This window comes from Geodermatophilus sp. DSM 44513 (assembly GCF_032460525.1).
Taxonomy (GTDB): domain Bacteria; phylum Actinomycetota; class Actinomycetes; order Mycobacteriales; family Geodermatophilaceae; genus Geodermatophilus.
This window is the reverse complement of sequence record NZ_CP135963.1, coordinates 3,900,729-3,919,776: the sequence shown is the minus strand read 5'-3', so window position 1 is coordinate 3,919,776 and position 19,048 is coordinate 3,900,729. Positions and strand designations below refer to the sequence as shown.

General features: G+C 76.0%; 23 protein-coding genes. 16 read left to right on the top strand and 7 right to left on the bottom strand.

The window, feature by feature from the left end:
- The first annotated feature begins 2 nt into the window (after positions 1–2).
- From RTG05_RS19015 to RTG05_RS18985, 7 genes are all read left to right on the top strand, one after another.
- The gene (locus RTG05_RS19015; RefSeq protein WP_166526413.1) at positions 3–482 is read left to right on the top strand and encodes a Fur family transcriptional regulator; all 480 of its coding nucleotides are present in this window, start codon (positions 3–5) and stop codon (positions 480–482) included.
- Positions 482–1,588: a CAF17-like 4Fe-4S cluster assembly/insertion protein YgfZ gene (locus RTG05_RS19010; RefSeq protein ID WP_166526412.1), complete on the top strand. Its 1,107-nt coding sequence runs from the start codon at positions 482–484 to the stop codon at positions 1,586–1,588. The genes RTG05_RS19015 and RTG05_RS19010 overlap by 1 nt, the downstream gene beginning before the upstream one ends.
- Positions 1,585–2,178 carry an RsiG family protein gene (locus RTG05_RS19005; protein WP_315912049.1) on the top strand — a complete coding sequence of 198 codons (594 nt, stop codon included), beginning with the start codon at positions 1,585–1,587 and terminating at the stop codon, positions 2,176–2,178. Before RTG05_RS19010 ends, RTG05_RS19005 begins: the two co-directional genes overlap by 4 nt.
- Positions 2,178–3,140, top strand: coding sequence for an asparaginase (locus tag RTG05_RS19000; protein ID WP_166526411.1), 963 nt, complete (start codon positions 2,178–2,180; stop codon positions 3,138–3,140). The genes RTG05_RS19005 and RTG05_RS19000 overlap by 1 nt, the downstream gene beginning before the upstream one ends.
- A gap of 84 nt (positions 3,141–3,224) precedes the next feature.
- Positions 3,225–3,725 (top strand): helix-turn-helix domain-containing protein, encoded by a 501-nt coding sequence (locus RTG05_RS18995; RefSeq protein ID WP_166526410.1) that lies wholly within the window; start codon positions 3,225–3,227, stop codon positions 3,723–3,725.
- Positions 3,722–4,429, top strand: coding sequence for a hypothetical protein (locus RTG05_RS18990; RefSeq protein ID WP_166526409.1), 708 nt, complete (start codon positions 3,722–3,724; stop codon positions 4,427–4,429). Before RTG05_RS18995 ends, RTG05_RS18990 begins: the two co-directional genes overlap by 4 nt.
- A 143-nt stretch (positions 4,430–4,572) precedes the next feature.
- Positions 4,573–4,860: a DUF2516 family protein gene (locus RTG05_RS18985; RefSeq protein ID WP_166526408.1), complete on the top strand. Its 288-nt coding sequence runs from the start codon at positions 4,573–4,575 to the stop codon at positions 4,858–4,860.
- Positions 4,861–4,873: 13 nt separating this feature from the next.
- Here the strand turns inward: RTG05_RS18985 and RTG05_RS18980 are convergent, their stop codons facing one another.
- The 3 genes from RTG05_RS18980 to RTG05_RS18970 all read right to left on the bottom strand — a co-directional run bounded on the left by RTG05_RS18980 (position 4,874) and on the right by RTG05_RS18970 (position 6,956).
- Positions 4,874–5,077 carry a PspC domain-containing protein gene (locus RTG05_RS18980; protein ID WP_166526407.1) on the bottom strand — a complete coding sequence of 68 codons (204 nt, stop codon included), beginning with the start codon at positions 5,075–5,077 and terminating at the stop codon, positions 4,874–4,876.
- 39 nt (positions 5,078–5,116) lie between these two features.
- Positions 5,117–5,980: a spermidine synthase gene (locus tag RTG05_RS18975; RefSeq protein WP_166526406.1), complete on the bottom strand. Its 864-nt coding sequence runs from the start codon at positions 5,978–5,980 to the stop codon at positions 5,117–5,119.
- Positions 5,981–6,098: 118 nt separating this feature from the next.
- On the bottom strand, positions 6,099–6,956 hold the full coding sequence (locus RTG05_RS18970; RefSeq protein WP_166526405.1) for a class I SAM-dependent methyltransferase: 858 nt from the start codon (positions 6,954–6,956) through the stop codon (positions 6,099–6,101).
- Positions 6,957–6,990: 34 nt separating this feature from the next.
- On the opposite strand from RTG05_RS18970, the gene RTG05_RS18965 reads away from it, so the two are divergent.
- Complete coding sequence (locus RTG05_RS18965; RefSeq protein WP_166526404.1) at positions 6,991–7,998, top strand: UDP-N-acetylmuramate dehydrogenase; 1,008 nt, start codon at positions 6,991–6,993, stop codon at positions 7,996–7,998.
- Positions 7,999–8,114: 116 nt separating this feature from the next.
- Here the strand turns inward: RTG05_RS18965 and RTG05_RS18960 are convergent, their stop codons facing one another.
- Positions 8,115–8,897, bottom strand: coding sequence for an SDR family oxidoreductase (locus RTG05_RS18960; RefSeq protein WP_166526403.1), 783 nt, complete (start codon positions 8,895–8,897; stop codon positions 8,115–8,117).
- 81 nt (positions 8,898–8,978) lie between these two features.
- On the opposite strand from RTG05_RS18960, the gene mshA reads away from it, so the two are divergent.
- The 5 genes from mshA to RTG05_RS18935 are packed head-to-tail and all read left to right on the top strand — an operon-like array spanning position 8,979 to position 13,622.
- Entirely contained in the window at positions 8,979–10,331 is a 1,353-nt protein-coding gene (mshA, locus tag RTG05_RS18955; RefSeq protein ID WP_166526402.1) for a D-inositol-3-phosphate glycosyltransferase, read from the top strand.
- Complete coding sequence (locus RTG05_RS18950; RefSeq protein WP_315912048.1) at positions 10,328–10,891, top strand: type III secretion system chaperone family protein; 564 nt, start codon at positions 10,328–10,330, stop codon at positions 10,889–10,891. The genes mshA and RTG05_RS18950 overlap by 4 nt, the downstream gene beginning before the upstream one ends.
- The gene (locus RTG05_RS18945; RefSeq protein ID WP_166526401.1) at positions 10,888–12,468 is read left to right on the top strand and encodes an MFS transporter; all 1,581 of its coding nucleotides are present in this window, start codon (positions 10,888–10,890) and stop codon (positions 12,466–12,468) included. The genes RTG05_RS18950 and RTG05_RS18945 overlap by 4 nt, the downstream gene beginning before the upstream one ends.
- A gap of 52 nt (positions 12,469–12,520) precedes the next feature.
- The gene (locus tag RTG05_RS18940; protein ID WP_166526400.1) at positions 12,521–12,823 is read left to right on the top strand and encodes a hypothetical protein; all 303 of its coding nucleotides are present in this window, start codon (positions 12,521–12,523) and stop codon (positions 12,821–12,823) included.
- Positions 12,824–12,872: 49 nt separating this feature from the next.
- Entirely contained in the window at positions 12,873–13,622 is a 750-nt protein-coding gene (locus RTG05_RS18935; protein ID WP_166526399.1) for a phosphoglyceromutase, read from the top strand.
- A gap of 210 nt (positions 13,623–13,832) precedes the next feature.
- Here the strand turns inward: RTG05_RS18935 and phoU are convergent, their stop codons facing one another.
- The gene (gene phoU, locus RTG05_RS18930; RefSeq protein WP_166526398.1) at positions 13,833–14,492 is read right to left on the bottom strand and encodes a phosphate signaling complex protein PhoU; all 660 of its coding nucleotides are present in this window, start codon (positions 14,490–14,492) and stop codon (positions 13,833–13,835) included.
- A 224-nt stretch (positions 14,493–14,716) separates the two neighbouring features.
- Between phoU and RTG05_RS18925 the strand changes: the two genes are divergently transcribed.
- Together RTG05_RS18925 and RTG05_RS18920 are read left to right on the top strand one after the other, a co-directional pair.
- Positions 14,717–15,949 carry a sensor histidine kinase gene (locus tag RTG05_RS18925; protein ID WP_166526397.1) on the top strand — a complete coding sequence of 411 codons (1,233 nt, stop codon included), beginning with the start codon at positions 14,717–14,719 and terminating at the stop codon, positions 15,947–15,949.
- A complete protein-coding gene (locus tag RTG05_RS18920) occupies positions 15,946–16,626 on the top strand; it encodes a winged helix-turn-helix domain-containing protein (protein ID WP_166526396.1) in 681 nt (226 codons plus the stop codon). The genes RTG05_RS18925 and RTG05_RS18920 overlap by 4 nt, the downstream gene beginning before the upstream one ends.
- Before the next feature lie 14 nt (positions 16,627–16,640).
- Here RTG05_RS18920 and RTG05_RS18915 read toward each other — a convergent pair whose 3' ends face one another.
- Positions 16,641–16,850 carry a DUF3072 domain-containing protein gene (locus RTG05_RS18915; protein ID WP_166526395.1) on the bottom strand — a complete coding sequence of 70 codons (210 nt, stop codon included), beginning with the start codon at positions 16,848–16,850 and terminating at the stop codon, positions 16,641–16,643.
- A 299-nt stretch (positions 16,851–17,149) separates the two neighbouring features.
- Between RTG05_RS18915 and RTG05_RS18910 the strand changes: the two genes are divergently transcribed.
- Complete coding sequence (locus RTG05_RS18910; protein WP_166526394.1) at positions 17,150–18,154, top strand: helix-turn-helix domain-containing protein; 1,005 nt, start codon at positions 17,150–17,152, stop codon at positions 18,152–18,154.
- 67 nt (positions 18,155–18,221) lie between these two features.
- On the opposite strand, the gene RTG05_RS18905 is transcribed toward RTG05_RS18910, so the two are convergent.
- On the bottom strand, positions 18,222–19,046 hold the full coding sequence (locus RTG05_RS18905; RefSeq protein ID WP_166526393.1) for a class I SAM-dependent methyltransferase: 825 nt from the start codon (positions 19,044–19,046) through the stop codon (positions 18,222–18,224).
- Positions 19,047–19,048: the final 2 nt, after the last annotated feature.

Here is a 19,048-nt window from a genome sequence, read left to right as displayed (position 1 = left end):
CGGTGCCCACCCCGCACCCGCCGCACGGCCTCGCTCCCGAGGCCCTGGCACCGCTGGCCCAGCGGTTGCGCGCCCAGGGGCTGCGGCTGACCACCCAGCGCCAGCAGGTCCTGGCGGCGGTCGCCGCGCTCGAGCACGCCACGCCCGAGGCGATCGCCACCCGGCTGCGCGCGGAGGCGGGGGCCGACGGCGCGGCGCCGGACACCTCGACGGTCTACCGCACCCTCGAGCTGCTGGAGCGGCTCGGCCTGGTGTGGCACACCCACCTCGGCAAGGGGGCGCCGGTCTACCACGCCGCGGAGCGCCCGCACCTGCACGTCGTGTGCGCCGACTGCGGGGAGATCTCCTCGGCCGACCCGGCGCTGCTCGACAGCGCCGCGGAACGTCTGGCCGCCGACCTCGGTTTCACCCTCGACGTGGGGCACGTCGCCCTGTCGGGCACGTGCCGCGCGTGTCGTGACCGAGTCGGAACGGAGCCCTGATGTCCACCCCGAGCCCCCTGCTGTCGCACCCCGGTGCCGTCGCCGTGGACGGCGGCTCCGTCCCGGCGCACTTCGGCAGCCCGCTGCGCGAGCAGCGCGAGCTGGCCGAGGGTGCCGCGCTGGTCGACCGCAGCGACCGCGACGTGCTCGCCGTCCCCGGTGCCGACCGGTTGAGCTGGCTGCACAGCCTGCTCACCCAGCACCTCGAGCGGCTCGCCGACGGCACCGGCGCGGAGGCCCTCGGGCTGTCACCGAACGGGCACGTCGAACACCACCTGGTGCTCGCCGACCTGGCCGGCACCACCTGGGTCGACGTGGAACCGGGCACCGGCGCGGCGCTGCACGCCTACCTGGAGCGGATGCGGTTCATGCTCCGCGTGGAGCCGGCGCTGGTCACCGGCTCCTGGGCGCTGCTGGCCCTGGTCGGCCCCCGCGGGGACGCCGTGCTGACCGCCGCCGGCCTGCCCGTCCCCGCCGAGCCGTACGCGGTGCTCCCCCTGGACGGCGGTGGCTGGGTGCGCCGGATGCCGCCGATCGGGGACGGCGCCCCCGTCGTCGACCTGCTGGTGCCCCGCGCCGACCTCGCCGCCCGCGCCGGGGCACTCGTCGACGCCGGCGCCGCCCCGGCCGGGGTGGACGCCTACGCGGCACTGCGCGTGCAGGCCCGCCGCCCGCGCCTGGGCGTCGACACCGACCACCGCACCATCCCCAACGAGACGCCGTGGCTGGGCGGCGCGGTCCACCTGGCCAAGGGCTGCTACCGGGGGCAGGAGACGGTGGCCCGCGTGCACAACCTCGGCCGCCCGCCCCGGCGGTTGGTGCTGCTGCACCTCGACGGCCTGGCCGAGCAGCTGCCCGAGGCCGGGACGCCGGTGCTGACCGGCACCCGAACGGTGGGCCGGGTGGGTTCCGTCGTCCGCCACCACGAGCTCGGCGTGGTGGCCCTGGCGCTGGTCAAGCAGTCCGTCCCGATGGACGCCGAGCTGACCGTGGCCGGCGCCCGCGCCGCGATCGACCCCGACGACGCGCCGACCGCACTGGACGACACGGTCGCTGCGGCGCGGGAACGGGTGCAGGCCGTGCGGTCTGGGACCATCCCCCGGTGAGCGCCCGCACCCCCGGAGAGGCCCGCCCCGTGACGCCCGAACCGACCCGCGCCGGCGGCGCCGCCGTCGACGCGCTGCTCGACCCCGGCTTCCTGACGGCCGCGGTGGACCTGCCGATGGCCGACGTCCGGCGGCTGCGCCGCCAGGCCGAGCAGGAGGAGGTCAACCTCTCCTACACGCGGCGGCTGCTGCAGGGCCGGCTGGACATCGTGCGCCGCGAGCTGCAGCGCCGCGCCGAGCACGACGGCCGCTCCCTGGTCGACCTGCTGCCGGAGATCCTCGCCGAGAAGGGCCGCGGCCCCGCCCACGGGCTGGGCCGCCACCAGACCGCGCAGCCGGCCGCGCCCGAGGAGTACGAGGGCTGGGTCAACTCGCTGACCCGCGGGGTGGACCTCTCCGACGTCCCCGTGCTGTCCGACGCGGACCTGGAGCGGGCCGCCCGGGCGCTGGCCGCCGCCGAGGGCTCGCTGTCCGAGCGGCGCCGCGGCGTGCAGCACGTCATGGACGGGCTGGCCGCCGAGCTGGGCCGCCGGTACCGCAACGGCGAGGCCGACGTCGCCGCGCTGCTCGCCGACGAGGGCCGCCACTGATGGAGGCCCTCCCACCGGTGCTGGTGGAGGTGGAGCGGTCGGGGTTCCTGGAGTCGGTGCACCGCGGGTCGCTGGTCGTCGTCGGCCCCGACGGGTCGGTGCTGCACGCCGTGGGGGACGTCGACCGGACGGTGCTGCCGCGGTCGGCGAACAAGCCGGTGCAGGCCACCGCGCTCCTGGCCGCCGGCTGGACGCCGCGCTCGGGCGAGGAGCTGGCCATCGGCGCCGGCTCGCACACCGGTGAGGACGGCCACCGCGAGCTGGTCGCCGACGTGCTCGCCGCCGCGGGCCTCACGCCGGAGGACCTCGGCTGCCCGCCCGCGCTGCCCTCGCACGAACCGACCCGCGCCGCCTGGCTGGTCGCCGGCCGCGGCCCCGAGCGCACGGCCATGAACTGCTCGGGCAAGCACGCCGCGATGCTGTCGGCCTGCGTCGCCGCCGGCTGGCCGACCGACGGCTACCTCGACCCGGGGCACCCGCTGCAGCAGGCGATCGAGGCCCGGCTCGGCGAGGCCGCCGGCACGCCGGTGGCCGCGGTCGTCGTCGACGGCTGCGGCGCCCCGCAGCACGGCCTGCCGCTGACCGGCCTGGCCCGCGGCGTGTCCTCCCTCGTCGAGGCCGCGCCCGGCACGCCCGCCCGGGCGGTGGCCGACGCCGTGCGCGCGCACCCCTGGTACGTGGCGGGCACCGGCCGCGACGACACCGAGCTGATGGGCGCCGTCCCCGGGCTGCTCGTCAAGGGCGGTGCCGACGGCGTGCACGTCGCCGCCCTGCCCGGCCGTGGCGCGGTCGCCCTCAAGCTCGACGACGGGAGCGACCGTGGGCGCACGCCCGCGCTGTGCGCCGGCCTGCGCCGGCTAGGGGTGCCGGCCGAGCAGGTGGCGGCCTGGTCGACCACCCCGGTGCACGGCGGGGACGGCGTGGTCGGCGAGGTGCGTCCCGCCGCGGCGCTGACCGGGTGAGCCGCAGCCCGGTGTGAGGAGCTGCACACCGGCGCTGAGCTGCGGCGCTTGCAACAGCTAGCACCCGGACATAGTGTCGGTGGTGTGCACACCCCTGGGGAGTTCGTCCGCGGGCAGGTGACGACCGTCCGCGAGAAGGTCGACCAGCTCGCGGGCACGGTCGCCGGGACGGTGGCCGCCGAGCGCTCCAAGGTGTCGGCCACGGGGACGCAGGTCGGGGACTTCATCCGCGAGCAGCGCAGCGCCGCCCGGGTGTCCCTGCGCGAGCTCGCCCGCCTGGCCGGCGTGAGCAACCCCTACCTCTCCCAGGTCGAGCGCGGGCTGCGCAAGCCGTCGGCGGAGATCCTCTCCGCGATCGCCAAGGGGCTGGAGATCTCGGCCGAGACGCTCTACGAGCAGGCCGGGATCCTCGACCGCCGCGACGGCCACCCCGACACGGTGGCGGCCATCCGCGCCGACCCGATGCTGTCCGAGCGGCACCGCGCGGTGCTGCTCGAGCTCTACGAGACCTACGTGCGCGAGCACGCCGCGCGCCCGCGTCCCACCGACCCCACCCCGTCCGGCTCCACGGAGGAACCACGATGAAGACCCCGCTCGACACGACGCTGCTCAAGCAGTACGGCCAGACGGTCGTCGTGCAGAACAAGACCGTGCTGCTGGCCGCCGTCGGCGCCGGTGACCTGGCCGTCGAGCGCGCCCGCGCGGCGGCCGACACGCTGCGCTCGCGCGCCGAGGCCCTGCCCGGCGAGGCCCAGGTGCAGCTCGACCTGGCCGCCAAGGAGGCCCGCACCCGCGCGGAGGAGGCCGCCGACCGCGCCCGTGTCGCCGTCCGCACCGCCCGCACGTCGGCCCAGCAGGTCGCCACCGCCGTCCGCCCCGAGACCGTCGTCAGCACGGTGGCCGGCCTGGTGAGCACCGCGCGCACCCAGACGGTGGCCACCATCGAGACCCTCGCCGTCCGCGGCGCCGAGGTCGTCGAGGAGCTGCGCCGTCAGCCCGTCGTGCGCACGGTCGTCGGCCGGGCCGGGCAGGCCGTGGACGCGGTGGAGGACGTCGTCGAGGACGTGCTCGAGGAGACCGCCGAGACCGTCGCCGAGACCTCCAGCGAGGTCACCTCGCTCGCCCAGAAGGCGGCCGCCCGCGCCGAGAAGGCCATCGACCGGGCCGAGCAGGCCACGCACGAGGCCGCCGAGGAGGCGCGCTCGTCGATCGACGAGGTCGCCCCGGAGCAGCCCGCGGCCCCGGCGCGCAAGCCGACGGCGTCGAAGAAGGCCACCAAGAAGAAGTAGGACACCCCGGACCCAGGGCCCCGGAGCTGCGCGCAGCGCTCCGGGGCCCTGCCGTGTCCGGGGCGCCCCAGGGCCCGACCCGTGCGGGGCACTCCCGCCCGCGTCGGGCCCGGGGGAGGCGCCCGCCGAGTACCGTCTCGGCCATGGCGCTCTTCGACGGTCTGCTCCTCACCGGGCTCCACTACGGCGTGCTGGCCCTGGCGCTGTGGGCCTTCGTCGACGCGCTGATCCGCCCGGCCACCGCCTACGTGGCGGCCAGCAAGCTCAGCAAGCCCGCGTGGGCGGCGATCACCGGGCTGGCCGCGGTCTTCGCCTACCTGTCCGGCCCCCTGGGTCTGTTCTGGCTGGTCGCGGCCGTGGCCTCGATCGTCTACCTGGTCGACGTCCGGCCCGCCGTCCGCGGGCTCAGCCGGGGCGGCAACAACTGGTGAGCCGCCGGGGCGCTCAGCCCCTCCGGTCGCTGGGGATGACCACCCATAGCACCAGGTAGGCGACGAACTGCGGGCCGGGCAGGATGCAGGACACCACGAAGGCCAGCCGCAGTCCGCGCCGCGACAGGCCGTAGCGCCGGGCCAGCCCGGCGCAGACGCCCGCCACCACCTTGTGGTGCGAGTCGCGGCGCAGGGGCATCCGGGCGGGTGACGTCATGGCCCGACCCTACGACCGACAGCCCGGCGCCGTCCGGCTTCAGCGGCCGAAGACGCCCTCCGGCGGCAACGGCGAGGCGACCGCGTCCGCGTCGTGCACCGGTGGCACCCGGCCGGCGAACCGGTCGAGGTCGGCGCCCTCCACCACCCGCGCCGGCATCGGGTCGGCGGCGCAGCGGCGGGTCAGGTCCGCGACCGGCAGCCCGGCGTCCGAGGCCACCGCCACCAGGTTCCCGAAGCGGCGGCCGCGCAGCACCCCCGGCTCGGCCAGCAGGCACACCGCACCGAAGACGGCGCGCAACGTGGCCACCTGCGTGCGGGCGAAGCGCAGCGGCGGGCCGTCGGCGACGTTGACGGCGTACGTGCCGCCGGGCCGCAGCACCCGGTGCACCTCCCTCGCGTACTCGACGCTGGTCAGGTGCGCCGGCGTGCGGGCCCCGGCGAAGACGTCGCCGACCACCACGTCGGCGCAGGCGGCCGGCAGCGCGGTCAGCCCGGCACGGGCGTCGGCGGCACGCACCCGGACGCGGGCGTCCCGGGGCAGCGGCAGGTGGGTGCGCACCAGCCCGGTCAGCTGCTCGTCGACCTCGACCACCCGCTGGCGCGAACCGGGCCGGGTCGCCGCGACGTACCGGGGGAGGGTCAGCGCGCCGCCGCCGAGGTGGACGGCGTCCAGCGGCCGACCCTCGGGGGCGGCGAGGTCGAGCACGTGACCCATCCGGCGGACGTACTCGAACTCCAGGTGGGTCGGGTCGGTGAGGTCGACGTGGGACTGCGGCGTCCCGTCCACCAGGAGCACCCAGGAGCCGTCGCGGTCGGCGTCCCCGAGCAGCTCGGCCGTGCCGCCGTCGACGGGGGTGGGACCGGGCGGCACCACCGGCGCGGCAACCCGGCGCCGGCTCATCGGGTCATCGGGGTCGACCGCACCCGCGCCATCGTGCCCGGCCGGCGAGATCGCCGATCTCGCACGGTCCCGGGGCCGGGAGCGCACGAGATCGCCGATCTCGCCGCGGGAACGGACATCAGACCGGGGCGACGGCCGACCAGCGCACGGTGACCTCGCCGTGCCGCCACCGGCGGCTGGACCCGACGAACGGCCAGCCCTGGTCGGCGAGGGCCTCCACCGCGGCCACCCAGCGCTGGCGGGGGCCGAACGCGGACAGTCCGGCAGCACCGGCCCAGGCGGCGTCGAAGGCGCGCAGGAACCCGTGCACCGGCCGGCCGGGCACGTTGTGGTGGATCAGCGCCTTGGGCAGCCGCTCGGCGAGGTCGGAGGGCCGGTCGAGGTCGGCCACCCGCGCCGACAGCGTCAGGGTGAGCGGGCCGTCGGCGTCCAGGGCCACCCACGCCGAGCGCCGTCCCCACTCGTCGCAGGTGCCCTCCACGAGGAGCCCGCCGGGGCCCAGCGCGGCGCACGTCGTCTCCCAGGCCCGGGCGGCGGACTCCTCGTCGTACTGGCGCAGCACGTTGAAGGCCCGCACCAGGACCGGGCGCAGGCCGGCCAGCTCGAAGCCGCCGAGCCGGAAGTCCACCCGCGGCGGGCGGCGGTCGGCGGCCACCGCGGCCACCCGCTCCGGGTCGATCTCCAGGCCGACCACCTCCAGGCCGTGCACCTCCGCGCCCAGCCGGTCGGCCAGCTCCAGCGTGGTGACCGCCGAGGAGCCGTAGCCCAGGTCGACGACGAGCGGAAGGGCGGCGTCGCGCAGCCGGGGCAGCTGGGTGGCCAGCAGCCAGCGGTCGACCCGGCGCAGCCGGTTGGCGTTCGTGGTGCCGCGGGTGGGCAGGCCCAGCGCGCGGGCCCGGCCGGCGGCCAGCCGCGGGTGGGCCCGCCGGGGGAGGCTGGCCCGGCGCTTGTGGTCCCCGCCGCCTGCCTCGCTCACCGGGTCCCACCCTAGTCCCGGTTAGCGTGGGGTCGTGCAGGTCCGACGCAACGCCCGGCTCGCGGAGCTGACGACCCTCGGTGTGGGCGGTCCGATCGACCGGCTGGTCGAGGTGGACGACGCCGAGGAGCTCCTCGCCGCGGTGCGGGAGGCCGACGCCGCCGCGCGGCCGCTGCTGCTGCTCGGCGGCGGGTCCAACCTGATCTGCCCGGACGAGGGCTGGCCCGGGGACGTCGTCGTCGTCCGCAGCCGCGGGGTCGTGCGCGACGGCGGCCGGCTGGTGGTCCAGGCCGGCGAGCCCTGGGACGACCTGGTCGCGTACACCGTCGAGCAGGAGCTGTCCGGGGTGGAGGCGATGTCGGGCATCCCCGGCTCCACGGGGGCCACGCCGGTGCAGAACGTCGGCGCGTACGGCCAGGAGGTCGGCCAGGCCGTCGCCGCCGTCCGCGTCTGGGACCGGGCGGAGGCCGCCGAGCGGGTGCTCAGCGCCACGGACTGCGAGTTCGGCTACCGGGACAGCCGCCTCAAGCGCGAGCCGGGCCGCTACGTCGTCCTCACCGTGACCTTCGAGCTGGAGCCCGGCCCGCTGTCCCGGCCGGTCGGCTACGCCGAGCTGGCCCGCACCCTCGGCGTGGAGCTGGGGGAGCGGGCGCCACTGGCCGACGTCCGGGCCGCGGTGCTGGAGCTGCGCCGCGGCAAGGGCATGGTCTGGGACCTCGCCGACCCGACCAGCCGCAGCGCCGGCTCCTTCTTCACCAACCCGGTCGTCCCGGAGGCGCGGGCGGTCGAGGGCTGCCCCAGCTGGCCGGCCGGCGACGGGCAGGTCAAGCTCAGCGCCGCCTGGCTGGTGCAGCAGGCCGGGTTCGGCAAGGGCCGCCGCGAGGGGCGGGTCGGCACGTCGCCCCGGCACAGCCTGGCCCTGACCACCGAGCCCGGGGCGACCACCGAGGAGCTGCTCGCCTACAGCGGGAAGATCATCGCCGCGGTCGAGGAGCGGTTCGGCGTCACCCTGGAGCGCGAACCGACCGAGGTGCGGCCGTAGGCCGGTGGCCCGCGCCGCGGGTGGCCCGTGGCGCGGGGGCCGGAGGCCTCCCGACGCCGACCCTCCTGCAGGGGCCCGCCGCGAGCGAGCGAGTGGTGGGTGGCAGGAGGGTCCTTCTACTCGCGGTGCACCTTGTGCTGGGCGGCCTGTGCGCGGGGGCGGACGACGAGCAGGTCGACGTTGACGTGGTGCGGGCGGGTCAGCGCCCAGGCGATGCAGTCGGCGACGTCCTCGGCGACCAGCGGAGCGCGCACGCCGCGGTAGACCGCCTCGGCCCGGTCCCGGTCGCGCACCCGGTTGAGGGTGAACTCCTCGGTCTTGACCATCCCGGGGGCGATCTCCACCACCCGCACCGGCTGGTCGTACAGCTCCAGCCGCAGCGTCTCGGCCAGCGTGTGCACGCCGTGCTTGGCCGCGGTGTAGGAGGCGCCGCCCTCGTAGCTGATCAGCCCCGCGGTCGAGCCGACGAACAGCAGGTCGCCGGCGCCCGAGGCGACCAGCTTCGGCAGCAGCGCCCGGGTCATCCGGACGGTGCCCAGCACGTTGACCTCGTAGGTGCGCGCCCAGGAGTCCAGGTCGGCCTCGGCCACGGGGCTGGCGTCGAACGCGCCGCCGGCGTTGTTGACCAGCACGTCCACCCGGTCCAGGGCGCCGGTGAAGGCGGCCACGGAGTCCGGGTCGGTGACGTCCAGCGGCAGCGCGCGGGCGCCGATGGCCGCGGCCAGCTCGGTCAGCCGGTCCAGGCGGCGCGCGCCGAGGACGACGTCGAAGCCCTCGGCGGCCAGGCGGGTCGCGGTGGCCGCGCCGATGCCGCTGGAGGCGCCGGTGACGACGGCGGTGCGCCCCGCGCCGGGCAGGTCCCGGGGGGCGGAGGCAGGATGGGGTGCTGAGCCGGGCATGGGACCCATCCTGGCGCTGTTGCAGGATGCGGAGTCCAGCGGGTGCCGGCCGGTGCCCAGGAGCACGGCAGGAGGGGTCGCGTGGCCGCACGCCGGCGTCCCCGCTCGGCCGTGCCCCGGCGGGTGGCCACGCTGTCGGTGCACACCAGTCCGCTGGACCAGCCCGGTGCCGGTGACGCCGGGGGCATGAACGTCTACGTCGTCGAGGTGTCCCGCCGGCTGGCCGAGCGCGGCATCGCCGTCGACGTGTTCACCCGGGCCACCTCCAGCGACCTGCCTCCGGTGGTGGAGATGAGCCCCGGGGTGACGGTGCGCCACGTCAGCGCCGGCCCGTTCGAGGGGCTGGGCAAGGAGGAGCTGCCCGCCCAGCTGTGCGCCTTCACCGCCGCCGTCCTGCGCGAGGAGGCCCAGCACGAGCCGGGCCACTACGGCGTCGTGCACTCCCACTACTGGCTGTCCGGCCAGGTCGGCTGGCTGGCCCGGGACCGGTGGAGCGTGCCGCTCATCCACACCGCGCACACCCTGGCCAAGGTCAAGAACGCCGCGCTGGCCACCGGTGACCGGCCCGAGCCGCGGGCCCGGGTGATCGGCGAGGAGCAGGTGGTCGCCGAGGCCGACCGGCTGGTCGCCAACACCGTCGACGAGGCCCGCCAGCTGGTCGAGCACTACGGCGCCGACCCGCGGCGCACGCTGGTCGTCCCGCCCGGCGTCGACCTCGACCGGTTCACCCCCGGCGACCGGGGGGCGGCCCGCCGCCGGCTGGGCATCGCCGCGGACGCCGTCGTGATGTTGTTCGTCGGCCGCATCCAGCCGCTCAAGGCCCCGGACCTGCTGCTCGAGGCGGCCGCGCGGCTGCTCGCCGACGACCCCACCCTGCGCGGCCGGCTGCAGGTGCACGTCGTCGGCGCCCCCAGCGGCACCGGCCTGGAGGCCCCCCGCCGGCTGGAGCAGCTGGCCGCCGGGCTGGGCATCAGCGACCTGGTCCGCCTGCTGCCGCCGGTGCACGCCGAGCTGCTCGCCGAGCACTACCGCGCGGCCGACGTCGCCGTCGTCCCCAGCCACAACGAGTCCTTCGGCCTGGTGGCCCTGGAGGCCCAGGCCTGCGGGACACCGGTGGTCGCCGCGGCCGTCGGCGGGCTGCGCACCGCCGTCCGGGACGGCGTCTCCGGCGTGCTGGTGCCCGGCCGCGACCCGGCCGACTACGCCGCCGCCGTCCGGTCGGTGCTGGCCCGCCGCGAGCTGCTGTCGGCCGGCGCCCGGCGGCACGCGGGCGCCTTCTCCTGGGAGCGCACCGTCGACAGCCTGGTCGCGGCCTACACCGCCGCCGCCGAGGAGATGGCCCTGACATCCCGGGAGCCGTCCCTGGGCACCCTGCGCCGTCCGGCGTGGGGGCTGGGTCCGGTGCGGTCCCCCGCCGCGCAGGTGGCCCGGTGAGCGGACCGGGGGACGCCGTGGGCCGCGAGCGGACCGTCCAGGAGCTCGACGCGGTCGTCGAGCAGACCCTGCGGGACAGCGAGCTGGTGTACGACCACCCCGCGCCGGGCCGGTGGCTGGTCGACCTGCCCGGCACGAACAAGCTCAAGACCGTCTGCGGACTGGTCGTCGGCGCGCACGCCCTGCGGGTGGAGGCCTTCGTGTGCCGGCAGCCCGACGAGAACCGCGAGCAGCTGTGGACCTACCTCCTGCAGCACAACGCGCGCACCTACGGCGTCGCCTACTCCATCGACCGCGTCGGGGACGTCTACCTGACCGGGCGCCTGCCGCACGCCGCGGTCACCCCCGAGGAGCTCGACCGGCTGCTCGGCGCGGTCCTCAGCTACGCCGACGACCACTTCAACACGATGCTGGAGATCGGTTTCGGGACGTCGATCCGGCGGGAGTGGGAGTGGCGGGAGAAGCGCGGGGAGTCCCTGCGCAACCTGGCGGCCTTCGCCGGGTTCGTCGAGGCCGACCGTCGGGCCCGCGGCACCGGCGACCCGGACGACGGGGCGTGACGGCGACCGAACGGTCGCTCCCCGAGGCCGCCGAGGAGCGGTCCGGCCACCCCCGCCGCTGGTGGGTGCTGGCCACCATGACGGTCTGCCTGCTCGTGGTGATCATGGGCAACACGACGCTCAACGTGGCCATCCCCACCCTGCAGCGCGAGCTGGGCGCCAGCCAGGCGCAGCTGCAGTGGGCGATCGACGCCTACATCCTCGTCTTCGCCGGGCTGCTGTTCTCCTGGGGCGTCATCGGCGACCGCATCGGCCGGCGCCGGGTGCTGCTCATCGGACTGTCGGTGTTCACCGCGGCCTCGCTGCTGGGCGCGTTCAGCGACAGCCCCGGTGAGCTGATCGCCTGGCGGGCGGTCATGGGGGTCGGTGGGGCGGCGGTGCAGCCGACCACGCTGGCCGTCATCACCAACGTGTTCCCGCCGCGGGAGCGTGGCCGGGCGATCGGAGTGTGGGCGGGCACCGCCGGAATCGCCATCGCCGGTGGCCCACTGGCCAGCGGCGCGGTGCTCGAGCACTTCTGGTGGGGCGCCATCTTCCTCATCACCGTGCCGGTGGCCGTCCTCGGCATCGTCGCGACGCTGCTGGTCGTCCCCGAGTCCCGCGACCCCTCGCCCGGGCGGCTGGACGTGCCCGGCGTGCTGCTGTCGATCGTGGCGCTGGCCGGGCTGGTCTACGGGATCATCCACGGCGGCTCCGGGGCCGGGTGGACCTCGGCCGGGGTCCTCGTGCCGCTGCTGGGCGGGGCGGGCCTGCTGGTGCTGTTCGTCTGGCTGCAGCGCCGCTCGGCCCACCCGGCCCTGGACGTCACGCTGTTCGCGAACCCCGCCTTCTCCGCCGCCGCGGCCGCGCTCGGGCTGAACTTCTTCGCGCTCATGGGCGCCACGTTCTACCTCGTCTACTACCTGCAGGGGGTGCTCGGCTACGGCCCACTGGCCAGCGGCGCGACGCTCATCCCGGTGGCGCTGGGCATGTCGCTGATGGCGCCGCAGAGCTCTCGGCTGGCCGAGCGCTTCGGGCCAAAGGCCGTCGTCGGCGGCGGTTTCCTGCTCATCGCGTCGTCGTTCGCGGGCTTCCAGCTGCTGGACCGGGTCTCCCCGCTGTGGCTGATGGTCGCCATCCTGACGGTGCAGGGCCTCGGCATGGGCGCGGTGATGGCGCCGACGACGGAGTCGATCATGTCGGTGGTGCCGCGGCACAAGGCCGGCGCCGGCGCGGCGGTCAACAACTCGGTCCGGCAGGTGGGCGGCGCGCTGGGGGTGGCCATCCTCGGCTCGCTGCTGTCCGCGGCCTACGCCGCCCAGCTGGGCGACGCGGTGGACGTGCTGCCGGCGGCGGCGCGCGGTGAGGCCGACTCCTCGATCGTGGCCACCCTCGGTGCCGTCGAGCGGCTGGCCGCCAGCGGGGAGGACGGGTCCGCGGTGGCCGCGGCTGCGCTGGCCGACCGGGCCGCGGACGCGTTCGTCTCGGCCATGCACCTGACCGCCGTGGGCACCGCGTCGGCCGCGGTGCTGGCGGCGGTGGTGGTGTTCACCTGGCTCCCCGGGCGGCGCCGCCCGCTGGACACGCCACCGACCTGAGCTGCACCGCCGGTGGGCGTGACCGGCGGCGGCAGCGGTTAGCGTGGCGGCGGTGCAGGAGCGTCCCGGGCAGCAGCAGCGGCAGGTCCGGGCCCTCGTCGGCCTGCTCGCCGCGACCGCGCTGGTGTACCCGCTGCTGCTGTGCGCGGTGCAGCTGACGGTCGCCCAGCTGCTGGTCGTCGACGTCGGGAACATCGTGTTCTGGCTGCTCGCCGGAGCCGGGTGCAGCGTGGCCGCCGTCGCGGCCCTGCGCTGGGGGGTCGACCGGCCGGTGCCCAGCCCGTGGCTGCTGACCGGCCTGCTGCCGCCGGCGGCGTTCGAGGCCTGGCTGCTGTGGCCGCTGCTGGCCGCGTGAGGTCCGGGGAGGCCGTCCCGTCGGCCCCGGGGTCGGGCAGGATGGCGGCGTGACGCACACCCTGGTGCTGCTCCGCCACGGCGAGAGCGAGTGGAACAAGGCCAACCTGTTCACCGGCTGGGTGGACGTGCCGCTGTCGGAGAAGGGCCGCGGCGAGGCTGCGCGTGGTGGCGAGCTGCTCGCCGAGCACGGGCTGCTGCCCGACGTGCTGCACACCTCGGTGCTCAAGCGGGCCATCACCACCGCGGAGCTGGCGCTGGCCGCCGCGGACCGGCAGTGGATCCCGGTGTCGCGCTCCTGGCGGCTCAACGAGCGGCACTACGGCGCGCTGCAGGGCAAGGACAAGGCCCAGACGCTGGCCGAGTACGGCGAGGAGCAGTTCACCACCTGGCGGCGGTCGTACAGCACCCCGCCGCCGCCCATCGACCCGGGCAGCGAGTACTCCCAGGACGGCGACGCCCGCTACGCGGTGCTGCCCCCGGAGGTGCGCCCGCGGACGGAGTGCCTGGCCGACGTCGTCGTCCGGATGCTGCCGTACTGGTACGACGCCGTCGTCCCGGACCTGCGGGCCGGCCGGACCGTGCTCGTCGCCGCCCACGGCAACAGCCTGCGGGCGCTGGTGAAGCACCTGGACGGCATGGGGGAGGACGAGGTCGTGGGGCTGAACATCCCCACCGGCGTCCCGCTGCGCTACGACCTGGACGACGACCTGCGCCCGACCAACCCCGGCGGGGAGTACCTCGACCCCGAGGCCGCAGCCGCCGCCATCGAGGCGGTCAAGAACCAGGGCAAGCGCTGAGGAGGGGGGCCGGAGGCCCCCCGACGAAGCGCTGCGACACTGTCGGCCTACCGGCCGACACCGCGGCCAGGAGCCGTCCCCCCGTGGCATGGAGCCCCCTCCGCCACCTCCTCGGGGAGGCCTCCGGCCCCCTCTCGTCGGGGCGCCTCGCAGGGCGGCCTCGGACGAGGCCTGCTTCGGGGAGCCCTCCGGGCCCCCGCTCAGCAGACCTCAATCAGACACCGCGTACATCTCCCGCTCGCCGGTGACCAGGTAGACCACCCGGCGGGCGACGCTGACCGCGTGGTCGGCGAACCGCTCGTAGTAGCGGCCCAGCAGGGTGATGTCGATGGCCGCCTCCATGCCGTGCGGCCAGTCGGTGCTGAGCAGCTCGCTGAACAGCTGCCGGTGCAGCTGGTCCATCAGGTCGTCGTCGGCCTCGAGCGCGGCGGCGGCCTCGACGTCGAGCTTGGCGATGACGGTCGCGGTCTGGGCCACCAGGCTCTCGGCGACGTGCCCGGCCTCGAGGAACAGCGGGCGCAGCTCCTGGGGCACGGTGTGCTCCGGGAAGCGCATGCGGGCCAGCTTGGCGACGTGGACGGCGAGGTCGCCCATCCGCTCCAGGTCGCTGATCATCCGCATCGCCGCGGTGATGGTGCGCAGGTCCGTGGCGACCGGGGCCTGGCGGGCCAGCAGGGTGAAGCAGCGCTGCTCGATGTTCTCCCGGCGGGCGTCGATGCCCTCGTCGCCCTCGATCACCAGGTTCGCCAGCTCGATGTCGGCGTCCAGCAGCGAGGTCGTCGCCTTGCTCATGGCCGACCCGACCGTGTTCGCCATCTCGACCAGGCAGTTGTTGATGTCGTCGAGTTCCTCGTGGTAGTGCTGACGCACGTCGTCCTCCTCGTCGGCCGGGCCAGCCGCTGGCGCAGCCAGTCGGGGCTACCCGCGCCGCGAGGTCCCGACGCCTCTGGACCTCGAGGGTAGGACCGTCTGCCGATCCGCCCCGCCCGAAGCGGTGAACGGGCGGGCACCGGCGCGTGAACAGTCGCGGTGCCGGCTGCCCCGATCACCCCGACGAGGGATCCGCGCGTGTCGCCGCGATCTAGCATCGGGCCGTGAGCTCGTCGGTCGCCCTGCTGGCCGGCCTGGTCGTCGGCCTGGTCGGTGGCGTCCTGGTCGCCGCGCTGCTGCACCGGTCCCGGCGTCCCGACCCCCAGGACGCCCCTCCGGCCGACGGCGCGGCCCCCGAGGCGGTCCTGGCCCGGCGGCTGCTCGACCTCATCGACCCCGCCGTCGTCCTGCTCGACCCCGGTGACGTCGTCCTGCTGGCCAACCCGGCGGCACGCTCCCTGGGCATCGTGCGCGAGACCCGGCTGCTGGTCCCCGAGCTGCTGGAGCTGGCCCGCACGGTGCGCGACGGCGGGCGCCGCCGCGCCGAGGTGAGCCTGCCGAGCTCGGTCGTCGGCGGGGGTCCGCGCCAGCTCGGGGTGCTCGGCGTCCGCCTCGAGCGCGCTGCCGGGTCACCCGGCCCGGTGGCGCTGGTGCTGCAGGACGTGACCGAGGCCCGGCGGGTCGAGGCGGTCCGCCGCGACTTCGTCGCCAACGTCGGGCACGAGCTCAAGACGCCGGTGGGAGCCCTGTCGCTGCTCGCCGAGGCGGTGGAGGACGCCGCCGACGACCCCCCGACCGTGCGCCGGTTCGCCTCCCGGATGACCCACGAGGCCGACCGGCTGGCCCGCCTGGTCCGCGAGCTCATCGACCTGTCCCGCCTGCAGGGTGGTGAGCCGCTGCCGGAGCTCGTGCCGCTCGAGGTGGACACGGTCATCGCCGAGGCGGTCGACCGCACCAAGCTGGCCGCGACCGCCAAGCAGATCGCCATCGTCGCCGGCGGCGAGCGGGGGCTGGTCGTGAAGGGCGTGGAGTCGCAGCTGGCCACCGCGGTCACCAATCTGCTGGCCAACGCCGTCGCCTACAGCCCCGAGCACACCCGCATCGCCGTCGGCGCCCGCGCCCGCGCCGGGCTCGTGGAGATCACCGTCACCGACAGCGGCATCGGCATCCCCCGCGAGGACCGGTCGCGCGTCTTCGAGCGCTTCTACCGGGTCGACCAGTCCCGGGCCAGCCGCACCGGTGGCACCGGACTCGGGCTGGCGATCGTGAAGCACGTCGCCACGAACCACGGCGGCTCGGTGAGCGTGTGGAGCGAGGAGGGGCTCGGCTCCACCTTCACCCTGCGGATCCCGCTGGCCGACCGCGCTGCGACCCCTCCACCTCCCGGCGACGCGCCGGACGAGCACGACCTCGCCGGCGGCCCGACCGCCGCACACGCCCCGAAGGGACGGTCATGACCCGAGTGCTGGTCGTGGAGGACGAGGAGTCCTTCTCCGACGCGCTGTCCTACATGCTGCGGAAGGAGGGGTTCGACCCGGTCGTCGCCGGCACCGGGCCGGAGGCCCTCGCGGAGTTCGACCGGGGTGGTGCCGACATCGTCCTGCTGGACCTCATGCTGCCGGGTCTGCCCGGGACCGAGGTTTGCCGCGCCCTGCGCTCCCGCAGCGGCGTGCCGATCATCATGCTGACCGCCAAGGACGCCGAGGTCGACAAGGTGGTCGGCCTGGAGCTCGGCGCCGACGACTACGTGACCAAGCCGTACTCGGCCCGCGAGCTGGTCGCTCGCATCCGTGCGGTGCTGCGCCGCCGCGGTGACGTCGAGGCGCCGGCGGAGTCGGCCCTGGAGGCCGGCCCGGTGCGCATGGACGTCGAGCGGCACGTCGTCTCGGTCGACGGCGAGCCGATCGCGCTGCCGCTCAAGGAGTTCGACCTGCTCGAACTCCTGCTGCGCAACGCCGGCCGGGTGCTCACCCGCGTCCAGCTCATCGACCGGGTGTGGGGGTCGGACTACGTCGGCGACACCAAGACCCTCGACGTCCACGTCAAGCGGCTGCGGGCCAAGATCGAACCCGACCCGGCCAACCCCAAGTACCTGGTGACCGTGCGCGGGCTGGGCTACAAGCTGGAGGCCTGACCTGCCGGCCGGGGCTACTGGCCCCGGCCGGTCTCGTCCTGCAACTCGTCGATCTTGATCGACGCGTCGGCCTTGGTGATGTCGTCCGGCACGTCCTCGCCGGCCTGGCGGGCCAGGGTGTGCAGGTAGCTCTTCTGCGCGCCGGTGGCGGGCTCGTCGCCGGTCACCCAGTCCGACGGGTCCTTCTCGGCGCTGCGGTCCTCGTTCGCGGTGGGCTCGCTCATGTGTTCGAGAGTAGGCGGAGGTCGGCTGCGGCGCAGGTCGAGCCGTGGCGGTTGCCCGGCCCGCCGCCCAGCGGCGGCCGGTGCGGTAGACGTGCACGCCGCCGCACGGGCACGAGACGTGCAGCGCGATGTGGTTCGGGTGGTTGACCACCGAGCGGATCCGCCGGTCGCCGACCAGCTCGTGGGACCCCGTCACGGGGCAGGTGATGAGCAGCACGGGTGCAGCCTGCGACCGTCCGTGCTCCCGGACGAGTGGCAGGACCGACCACCAACGCAGTTTTCCTGCCATCATGACGGGCATGGCCACGCCCGACCGCCCCGTCGTCGTCAGCACCCTGGTCGCCGACGGGCTGGTCGGCAGCTTCGGCCTCGGCGTGGCCGCGGAGGTCTTCGCCTACGACCGCCGGCACCTCGGGCTGCCGCTGTTCGACTTCGCGCCGGTCACCGAGCACCCGGGCGTCGTCCGCACGGACACCGGGCTGGCGATGACCGTCGAGCACGGCCTCGACCGGCTGGTCGCCTCCGACGTCGTCACGGTCACCGCCTGGGAGCGGCTGGACCGGGCGCCCTCGCCGGCGGTGCTCGACGCGCTGCGCGCCGCGCACGCGCGCGGGGCCGTGGTCGTCAGCCAGTGCTCGGGCGCGTTCGTGCTGGCCGCCACCGGCCTGCTCGACGGGCTCCGGGCCACCACGCACTGGCGGTACACCGGTGAGCTGGCCGCCCGCCACCCCGCCGTCCGGGTCGACCCCGCGGTGCTCTACGTCGACAACGGCCGGCTCGTCACCGGCGCGGGGACGGCGGCCGGCGTGGACACCCTGCTGCACCTGGTGCGCCGCGAGTGGGGCGCCGCGGCGGCCAACGCGCTGGCTCGGGAGATGGTGGTGCCGCCGCACCGCGACGGCGGGCAGGCGCAGTTCATCGACGCCCCGGTGGCCCGGGTGCAGGACGACCTGCTCGGCGCGGTGCTGGAGTGGGCGCAGGCCCACCTCGCCGACGACCTCTCCGTCGAGCTGCTCGCCCGGCGGGCCCTGATGAGCCCGCGCACCTTCGCCCGGCGGTTCAGGGCGACCACCGGGACGACGCCGCACGCCTGGCTGCTCACCCAGCGGCTCGCCGCCGCCGAGGCGCTGCTGGAGGGCAGCGACGCCCCGGTCGAGGAGGTCGCCCGGCTGGTCGGCTTCGGCACCGCGGCCGGGTTCCGCGAGCAGTTCGCCCGCCGCCGCGGTGTCTCACCGCGGGCCTACCGGCAGACCTTCCGCCGCGCGGCGACCGCCCCGCGGGGGGACGACGACCGCGCCGCCTGATGGAGGACCCCTCTGCCCCCCACCACTCGCGGGCTCGCGGCGGGCCCCTGCAGACGGGCCGCGTCGGTCACGGCGTCGCGGGGATGGGGCGGGCGACGCCGACGAGGGAGTCCAGCCGGCCGGCGTTCGCCGGGGCGAGCGGGTTGCGGACCACCCGGGTGAGCGCCAGCCCGGCCCGCGCGAGCAGCAGCGCGTGGGTGCGCGGGGTGAAGTGCCAGATGTGCTCGGCCGGCTTGAGCGTCCACCAGCGGGTGCCCAGCAGCCGGGCCGGCAGCGAGTCCACGTAGGGCGTGGAGAACACCACGATCCCGTCGTCGGCGACCAGCGAGCGCACCGCCCGCCAGAAGGACACGGGGTCGGGCACGTGCTCGGCGGTGTCCCAGGCGCACACCACGTCGAAGCCCGGCTCCAGCGGCGCGTCCTCCAGCTGGCCGCGGAACACGTCCAGGCCCAGGGCGTCCTGCGCGTGTTTCGCCCCGGTGCGGGAGAGCTCCACGCCGGAGGTCGCCCAGCCGGCGTCCCGGGCGGCGGCCAGGAACAGGCCGTAGCCGGCGCCGACCTCGAGCAGCCGCCCGCCCGCGGGGAGGCCGCGCTCGCGGTCGACGAGCGCCAGCCGGCCGGCCGTCCAGGTCCGCTGCAGTAGCATGGCGGGGGAGAGGCCCTCGGCGCGGACGCCGGCGTCGTAGACGCCGCCCTCGAAGTAGCCGGCGTCGTCGTAGAGCCGCTGCAGCGCCTCTGGGCGCAACCGCGGGCTGATGAACACCAGCGCGCACTGCGGGCAGCGGACCACCCCGAACGGGGCGAGGTCGTGCACCAGCGTGCCGGGCACCCGGCACAGGCAGCAGACGACGTCCTCGGTGTCCTCGGCCGTCCACCGCACGGGCTCCGTCACGT